Here is an 8,743-nt window from a genome sequence, read left to right on the forward strand (position 1 = left end):
GCGAACGGCGCCGCTATCCGAACCGGGGTTTGAGCAGCACGATCGTGACGATCACGGAGGCGAACAGGCTGACTGCCGTGAACAGCATGATTCGAGACGACAGGTCGTTGAACCAGCTGTGGAAACCGTCGAGATCGCGCTTCAGCACGGTCTTCTGGCGGGTCCACGACTGGCGATCCGGGAAGAAGAAGACGAAGACCTTGATCATCGAGCCGACGATCTGGTTGTAGTACATGAGCGACGGATACAGCGGACCGACCCGGTGACCGCCGAGGCGCAGCATCAGGCACATCAGGTAACGGGTGATGCCGATCCACACCAGATAGGTCAGCAGGTAGTAGAAGTTGTAGCGAACGCTCGCCAGCAGGGCGGCGCTCAGGCCGAGCAGGCCGGCCCACATCTGCACGCGCTGATCCTGCAGCACGTACCAGGTGAACCAGCCTAGACGATGCGGCCCGAGTTTCCGGGCGCGGCCGTTCTGGCGCAGCGAATTGCCGTACCAGCGGAACATCAGCGTGCGGCTGGTCTTCAGGAACGACGGGTCGGGCGGATGCTCGATCGTGTGGATCGCGGCGTCGGGCAGGTAGAAGGTGTCCCAGCCGAGGCGGACGACGCTGAACCACGAGGACTTGTCGTCGCCGGTCAGGAACTTCACGCGGCCGAGCCGCCAGTGCAGCGCCGAGTCGTACTCGACATCGGCAATGAACTCCGGCGTGGTGACGACATGCGCGCGGAACAGCGACATGCGGCCGGTCAGCGTCAGCACGCGATGACGCAGCGCCATCGAGCACATGTTCAGATGGCGCTCGGCGAAGCGCATCTTGTGCCAGTCGCGCACGATGCGGCCGCCGTGCACGGTGCAGAACTCGTTGGTGGTCAGCGCGCCGACTTTCGGCAGCACGTGGAACATCTGCGCGCAACGCCGGATCACGCCCGGCAGCAGCACCGAGTCGCCATCGACGACGGCGACCAGCGCGCGCTCGTCCGGCACATCGCGCGAGATCGCCCGGAAGCCATAGGCCAGACCGTCGCGCTTGCCGGTGCCGGGAATGCGCACGAACTTCAGCGACACGCGGTCCGGCGGGTTCAGATGCTTCCACAGGCCCTTGATCAGCAACTCGTCGCCGTACTCGACGATCGACGCGACGACCGTCGCCGGATAGCCGCAGGCCACGGCTTCATCGATGACCGCGCGATAGACGCGGCCGGTGGTGTGCGGATCGATCCGGAAACTGGTCGCGAGGAAGTAGACGTGCGACGGATCGGCGGCCGATCCGGCCCGCTCGGCCAGTTCCCGCAGCCGCGGGTACGACACGTGCAGGAACCACATCGCGCGCAGGAAGTGGATCGCGCGCAACGTGTAGCGCCACATGCCGACGAAGCCGACGGCCACGAGGAAGTAGGCATCGCCGGGGGTCAGCGTCGAATGCGGCAGCAGCATCGCCACCGCCATGATCAGCGCGATCATCGCCAGCCACTCGGCGGTTTCGCGCAAGCCTTCGAACGGCCGCTCGGTTTCGATCGCGTCGACTGGGGGCTCGATGCTCGCAGACATGGCAGTCCTCGTGACGGTGCGCAGGCGAAAGCCGGCGGCTTACCAGCAGATCCCGTGCAGGTCGTCGTTGGACGCTCCATTCATGAAGCCGACCAGATCGACCACCTTGGTGCCCGGCCGACGTTTCGACAGCGCTTCGCCGAATGCCGCGTCCTTGTTGCCGAGCACGACGATTTCCGAAGCCTCGATGACATCGCTCATGTTCGACTTCAGCAGGTTCGAGACGTGCGGAATCTTCGAGTCGATGTAGTCCTTGTTGGTGCCCATGACGCGCGCATGGTCGACGTTGCGATCGTAGATCGACAGCGAGTAGCCCTTGCCGATCAGCAGCTCGGCCAGTTCCACCAGCGGGCTTTCACGCAGGTCGTCGGTGCCGGACTTGAACGCGAGACCGAGCAGGCCGACCTTGCGCAGGCCGAGCGAGGAGATCAGCTCGTACGCGCGCTGCACCTGGGTGGCGTTGCTGCGCATGATCGCGGCGAGCATCGGGTTGTCCGATTCCAGCTGCGCGGCGCGGTAGTTGATCGCCCGCAGGTCCTTCGGCAGGCAGGAGCCGCCGAACGCGAAGCCGGGCTTCATGTAGTACGACGACAGGTTGAGCTTGGTGTCCTCGCAGATCAGCTTCATCACTTCCCGGCCGTCGACGCCGCTGGCCTTGGCGATGTTGCCGATCTCGTTGGCGAACGTGACCTTGGTCGCGTGCCAGACGTTGCAGGTGTACTTGACCATTTCGGCGACTTCGATCGGCCGGCGGAACACCTCGGCCGGCAGCACCGAATAGATCTCGGCCAGACCGGCGCCGGAGGCTTCGTCGAACTCGCCGATCACCGTCATCGGCGGCTTGCGGTAGTCCTCGATGGCGCTGCTCTCACGCAGGAATTCCGGATTCACGGCAACGCCGAAATCGACGCCGGCGACCTTGCCCGACGACGATTCGAGGGCCGGGATCACCACGTTCTTGACCGTGCCCGGCAGCACCGTGGAGCGCACGACCACCGTATGCCGCGCGGCCTTGTGCTTCAGCACCGCGCCGATCTCGCGCGACACCTGCTCGACGTAACGCAGGTCGAGGTCGCCGTTGCGCTTCGACGGCGTGCCGACGCAGATCATCGTCAGGTCCGAGTGCAGGATCGCGTCCTCGGTGCTGGTCGTTGCCCGGATCCGGCCGGATGCCACGCCCGCCGCCAGCAGTTCGCCGAGGCCCGGCTCGACGATCGGCGACTCGCCGGCGTTGATCAGATTGACCTTCAATTCCGAGACATCGACTCCGATGACATCGTGGCCGTAGTCGGCGAGGCAGGCTGCACAGACGGCACCGACATAGCCCATCCCAAAAATGCTGATCTGCACGGTAGCTCCTTGTTTATATGTCGGTTTCCGCTGAGGGAAAAGCCATGCGAAGCGGCCGTTTGGCCAATCAGAATTTCAAACAGTAATTACTGTTCGATCACCGTCAAAAAACGGCGCTATAAAATCCTTTTTCGCAATCTCAACGTGTTCGAACTGGTCTACAGCAGAAAACATGCCAGTGACAGCGACAACGTAAGCTCATGAATCTGAATGAGATATGAACGGAGTCTTGATCGGCGTCATGAATCGATCGTCACGAATTTACAAAACATTGATTTTTATCGGTAAAATCTAAAATCAGGAAAGCAAAAATTTGTTGCATCGCCGCATGCACCGGCCCGAAATGCTGGCCGCGGGCGTCGGCAACGATCGCGGCGCCGGAACGCGGGCCACAAAAAAGCCCGGCAGTGCCGGGCTTGTTTGGTGCAGCGCGCCGCGAATCAGGCGGGAACGTCGTCCTCGACCTCGATCGCCTTGCGCAACTTCTTCATCGCCGCCGATTCGATCTGGCGAATGCGCTCGGCGGACACGCCGTATTCGTCGCCGAGCTCCTGCAGGCCGGCCTTCTGGTCGTCCGACAGCCAGCGCCGCTTCAGGATGTCGCGCGAACGCTCGTCGAGCGAGGCCAGCGCCGTGCTCATGCGGGCTTCGCGGGCGTCCTGCCATTCCGCTTCCTCGATCGCCGAATAGGCGTCGTGGCGATCGGCGAGGTAGTCCTCCGGCACGAACGACGATTCGTCGCCGTCTTCCGGCGTGGCGCTGAACGAGACGTCGGCGCCGCCGAGGCGGGACTCCATCTGCAGCACTTCTTCCGGCTTGACCTTCAGGTCCTTGGCCACGGCCTCGACTTCCGACTGGGTCATCCAGCCGAGATGGGTCTTGGACTTGCGCAGGTTGAAGAACAGCTTGCGCTGCGCCTTGGTGGTCGCGATCTTCACGATGCGCCAGTTCTTCAGGATGTACTCGTGGATCTCGGCCTTGATCCAGTGCACCGCGAAGCTGATCAGGCGCACGCCGACACCCGGGTCGAAGCGCTTGACGGCCTTCATCAGCCCGATGTTGCCTTCCTGGATCAGGTCCGACAGCGGCAGGCCGTAGCCCTGGTAGCCACGTGCGATGTGGACGACGAAACGAAGATTCGACAGCACCAGCTTCTGCGCGGAGGCGAGGTTGCCTTCGTCGTGCAGTTCGTGGGCGAGCTTCTGTTCCTCGTCCGGCGTCAGCAGCGGAATCTGGCTGACCGAACGGATGTACGTGTCGAGGCTGCCGGCCATCGGCACCGGAAACGAAGCAGCCCGTTGTGAGATTGCGAGAGCGGTCATCTGGTCCCCCTGGTTCCCGGCCTGTGTCGCCGGATGTTAGCACTCGAACTTTTGGAGTGCTAAGCCTACGGAAAGTTCCAACCGAAATTCGCGTACTTCATAGGATTTGGCAATGACCCGACCACCGTCCGGGACAGCCTGCCCTTGAAGCCCGAATTCTTCCGAATCAAACCTGTGATCGCTTCCACGGTTTGCAAGAGCCGCCGCGTGCGGGCTTGATCGAAGCCGCCAGCGTCGGTCGTGTGCCAGTCCGGCCCCATCCCGGCCCCAGTCTGGGTTCAATCCGGACTCAGTCGGGCTCGATCGTCCCGAGATGGCGGCTGACGGTCCAGAACGCGCCGATCCAGCCCAGCGCCGCGCCGGCACCGAACACCGCGAACACGGTATCCGCGGTCAGGCCGCCGAGCACCGCGCCGCCGCCGTACAGGCCGGCCAGGGTCTGCGCGGCATCGGCGATCGCGAAACCGGCGCCGACCACGAGCAGGCAGGCGAGCAGCGCGCCCATCAGCCCGTACCAGAGCCCGGTGTACAGAAACGGCCGGCGGATGAACGCGTCCGGCGCACCGATCACCTTCAGCACGACGATTTCCTCGCGCCGCGCCGCGATGTCGAGCCGGATCGTGTTCGCGACGACCACCAGCACCGCGATCGACAGTGCGGCGGCGATCAGCAGCACCAGCCGCTCGACCACGGCGAGGATCGCGTACAGCCGCTCCAGCCATTCGCGATCGAGCCGGCTGCTGTCGACTTCCGGCAGTTTGGCGACTTCATCGAGCAGCGCCTGCGCCCGATCCTTCGGTGCCTTGGCGTCCGGCGTGACCACGATGACCGCCGGCAGCGGGTTGCTGCTGAGGATGTCCAGCGCCTCGCCGAAGCCGGAATGGGCCTTGAACTCGGCCAGTGCCGCGTCGCGCGAGATGTACTTCGCTTCGGCAATGCCGGCGCGCCGCGCCAGCGTTGCCGCCAGCGTGCGGCCGGCGGCCTCGTCGACGCTGTCCTTCAGGAACAACGAGGCGCGCAGCGAACCCTTGAGTCCGCTCGATGCCGCGTCGAGCGTGCCGAGCACGGCGTAGAGCCCCGCCGGCAGTGCCAGCGTGATGCCGATGACGAAGGCGGTCAGCAGGGTGCCGAACGGCCGGCGTTTCAGTTGATCGAGGGTCGCGCTGATCGCGCGGGTGTGATCGAGCAGCCAGCGCGAGAAGCCGCTCGGCGTGGTGCTGACACGGCGGGTGGCGCTCATTCGGCGAACTCCCCGTCGGCATCGTCGGCCGAGCGGATGTCGGCGAGCACGCCGTCCTCCAGCCGCAGGATGCGATACGGCAGCCGCGAGATCAGTCCGAGCGCATGGGTCGCCACCAGCACGCTGACGCCGACCTCGTTGAAGCGCATGAACAACTGCATGACCTCGTTTGCCATGTCCGGATCGAGATTGCCGGTCGGCTCGTCGGCGATCAGCAGGCGCGGCTTGGCGACGACGGCGCGGGCAATGCCGACGCGCTGCTGCTCGCCGCCGGACAGGGTGATCGGGAACGCGCGCTCCTTGCCGCGCAGGCCGACGGCGTCCATCGCCGCCCGCACTCGGCGCGCGATGTCGTCGCCGGTGTGGCCGCGGATGATCAGCGGCATCGCCACGTTGTCGAACACGCTGCGGTCTGGCAGCAGGCTGAAATTCTGGAAGATCATGCCGAACTGCCGGCGATAGGCCGGCACGGCGCTGCGCCGCACCGTGCTCAGGTCCTGACCGGCCACGCGGATTTCGCCGTGCGTCGGCCGCGCCAGCAGCGCGATCAGCTTCAGCAGGGTCGACTTTCCGGCGCCGCTCGGGCCGGTGAGGAACGCCATCTCGCCCTTGGCCAGCGTGAAGTTCGCGTGACTCAGGATCTCGCGGCCGCCGTCATCGTAGCGATGGCTGACGTCGGAGAACTGGATCAGCGCATCGCTCAACGCTTGTCCCCGAGCGCGGTGCCGCCGACCAGCGCTTCGGCGTAGGCATCGGCGTCGAACACTTCGAGATCGTCGATCGCTTCGCCCAAGCCCACGTAGCGCACCGGCAGCGCCATCCGCTTGGTGATCGCCAGCAGCACGCCGCCCTTGGCGGTGCCGTCGAGCTTGGTGATCGTCAGGCCGGTGAGGCCGATCGCTTCGTGGAACTGCACGGCCTGGTTCAGCGCATTGCCGCCGGCGGTGCCGTCGACCACCAGCATCACTTCGTGCGGCGCGTAGGCATCGAGCTTCTGGACCACGCGGCGGATCTTGCGCAGCTCGTCCATCAGATGGCTCTGGGTATGCAGCCGCCCGGCGGTGTCGGCGATCACCACATCGATGCCGCGGGCCTTGGCGGCCTGCACGGCGTCGAAGATCACCGAGGCCGAATCGGCACCGGCGCCCTGCGACAGGATCGGCACGCCGGCGCGCTCGGACCACGTCGTCAGCTGCTCGACGGCCGCGGCACGAAAGGTGTCGCCGGCGGCCAGCAGCACGCTCTTGCCTTCCTTCTTCATTTTCGCGGCCATCTTGCCGATCGTCGTGGTCTTGCCGGCGCCATTGATGCCGGCGACGAAGATCACGTACGGCTTGATGTAGCTCGGCACCACCAGCGGCTTGGCGCAGGGGCCGATGATGTCGAGCAGCGCCTTCTTCAGTTCCTTGCGCAACTGCGCTTCGGTCTTGATCCGGCCCGCCATCACCTCGTTGCGCAGGGCCTGCGTCAGCTGCATCGTCGCTTCGACACCGGCATCGGCGATCAGCAGCCGCTCCTCGATGATCTCGATCGCGTCGTCGTTGAGCTTTTCGTCGGTGAACAGGCGGCCGAGGTCATAGGTCAGCCAGGAATCACCCTTGTTGATCTTCTTCCTGAGCTTCGCGATGAAGCCGACGTTGTCCTCGCTCATGCCGCTTTCAGCTCCGCGAAGGCTTCGCGCGCTGCGTTGATCGTCAGTTCGACTTCGCGCGGGCCATGCGCCGCCGACACGAAGCCGGCCTCATAGGCGCTGGGAGCTAGGTAGACGCCGCGCGCCAGCATCGCGTGGAAGAAGCGCTTGAACTGGTCGAGATTGCAGGCCGTCACCTCGGCAAAGCTCGTGATCGCCGGCTGGTCGGTGAAGAACAGGCCGAACATCGAGCCGAGCTGCACCGTGGTGAACGGAATGCCGGCGGCCTTGGCTTCGGCATTCAGGCCGGCGAGGATCGCCGCGGTGGTCGCTTCCAGATGCGCGTAGATCGCGGCATCGTCGAGCGCGGTCAGCAGCGCGATGCCGGCGGCCATCGCCAGCGGATTGCCGGACAGCGTTCCGGCCTGATAGACCGGGCCGGCCGGAGACAGCTTCTGCATGATCTCGCGACGGCCGCCGAAGGCCCCGACCGGCAGGCCGCCGCCGATGATCTTGCCGAGCGTGACCATGTCCGGCGTGATGCCGTAAACGCCGGCAGCGCCCTTCGGGCCGACGCGGAAACCGGTCATCACTTCATCGAAGATCAGCACCGCGCCGTCCGCCTTGCAGAGCCGCTGCAGCCCTTCCAGGAAGCCCGGCTTCGGCAGGATGCAGTTCATGTTGCCGGCCACCGGCTCGACGATCACGCAGGCGATCTTGCCGGGATTGGCCGCGAACAGGGCTTCAACGGACGCCAGATCGTTGTAATCGGCGGTCAACGTGTGTTTCGCGAAATCGGCCGGCACGCCCGGCGAGGTTGGCACGCCGAAGGTCAGGGCACCCGATCCGGCCTTGACCAGCAGCGAGTCCGAATGGCCGTGGTAGCAGCCTTCGAACTTCAGAATCATGTCGCGGCCGGTGTAGCCGCGGGCCAGGCGCAGCGCGCTCATCGTCGCCTCGGTGCCGCTCGAGCAGAGCCGCACCTGCTCCAGGCCCGGCACCCGCGCGCACAGCAGCTCGGCCATGGTGATTTCGGCGTCGGTCGGCGCGCCGTAGGACACGCCGATCTGCGCCTGCGCCACGATCGCGTCGCGGACCACCGGATGCTGGTGGCCGAGGATCATCGGGCCCCAGCTGCCGATGTAGTCGACATACGCCTTGCCGTCGGCATCGGTGATGTAGGCGCCGTTGGCCGACGCGATGAAGCGCGGCGTGCCGCCGACGGCGCGGAACGCGCGGACCGGCGAATTGACGCCGCCGGGAATCGAGGCTTGGGCACGGTCGAACAGCGCTTCGGAACGGGTCATGTCGAAATCGGTTTCCAGTGAAGGGGGCCGCGGCCGGGCCGGGCGAGCGTCAGGCCGCGAACAGCGCGCAGTAGGCGCAGGCGCGGCGCTCGACCTCGTGCGGCTCGCCGCTGCCGAACACGCCTTCGACCGCGGCCAGCCAGTCGGCACCGGCTGCGACGAGCGCCGCGCCATTATCGGGCGTTACGCCGCCGATTGCGCAGATCGGCACGTCGAAACGCGCCCGGGCCGCCCGCAGCAGCGGAATCTCGGCCTGCGGCGCGTTCGGCTTGGTGTTCGACGCGAAGAAGCGACCGAACGCGACATAGCTGGCGCCGGCGGCGAGCACCTCGTCCGCCC

The 8,743-nt window shown here is 65.7% G+C and carries 8 protein-coding genes; all 8 read right to left on the reverse strand.

Features of this window, described 5'->3' with window-relative positions; genetic code table 11:
• Positions 1-13 precede the first annotated feature (13 nt).
• Positions 14-1,468, reverse strand: a complete 1,455-nt coding sequence (locus tag QZ951_RS18950) for a glycosyltransferase family 2 protein (RefSeq protein WP_366943991.1) — start codon at positions 1,466-1,468, stop codon at positions 14-16.
• A gap of 126 nt (positions 1,469-1,594) precedes the next feature.
• Positions 1,595-2,905, reverse strand: coding sequence for a nucleotide sugar dehydrogenase (locus QZ951_RS18955; protein ID WP_293003478.1), 1,311 nt, complete (start codon positions 2,903-2,905; stop codon positions 1,595-1,597).
• Positions 2,906-3,345: 440 nt separating this feature from the next.
• Positions 3,346-4,227 (reverse strand): RNA polymerase sigma factor RpoH, encoded by an 882-nt coding sequence (gene rpoH, locus QZ951_RS18960; protein ID WP_293003479.1) that lies wholly within the window; start codon positions 4,225-4,227, stop codon positions 3,346-3,348.
• Positions 4,228-4,516: 289 nt separating this feature from the next.
• A complete protein-coding gene (gene ftsX, locus QZ951_RS18965) occupies positions 4,517-5,467 on the reverse strand; it encodes a permease-like cell division protein FtsX (protein ID WP_293003480.1) in 951 nt (316 codons plus the stop codon).
• Positions 5,464-6,159 carry a cell division ATP-binding protein FtsE gene (gene ftsE / locus QZ951_RS18970; RefSeq protein ID WP_366943992.1) on the reverse strand — a complete coding sequence of 232 codons (696 nt, stop codon included), beginning with the start codon at positions 6,157-6,159 and terminating at the stop codon, positions 5,464-5,466. Before ftsE ends, ftsX begins: the two co-directional genes overlap by 4 nt.
• 8 nt (positions 6,160-6,167) lie before the next feature.
• A complete protein-coding gene (gene ftsY, locus QZ951_RS18975; protein WP_293003483.1) occupies positions 6,168-7,118 on the reverse strand; it encodes a signal recognition particle-docking protein FtsY in 951 nt (316 codons plus the stop codon).
• Positions 7,115-8,404 (reverse strand): glutamate-1-semialdehyde 2,1-aminomutase, encoded by a 1,290-nt coding sequence (gene hemL, locus QZ951_RS18980; protein ID WP_293003484.1) that lies wholly within the window; start codon positions 8,402-8,404, stop codon positions 7,115-7,117. Before hemL ends, ftsY begins: the two co-directional genes overlap by 4 nt.
• Positions 8,405-8,453: 49 nt before the next feature.
• Positions 8,454-8,743: thiamine phosphate synthase (locus tag QZ951_RS18985; RefSeq protein ID WP_293003485.1), on the reverse strand; the 290-nt coding region annotated here is incomplete at its 5' end.

Origin of the sequence: Nevskia sp. (genome assembly GCF_021732705.1) — a bacterium.
Taxonomy (GTDB): Bacteria; Pseudomonadota; Gammaproteobacteria; order Nevskiales; family Nevskiaceae; genus Nevskia.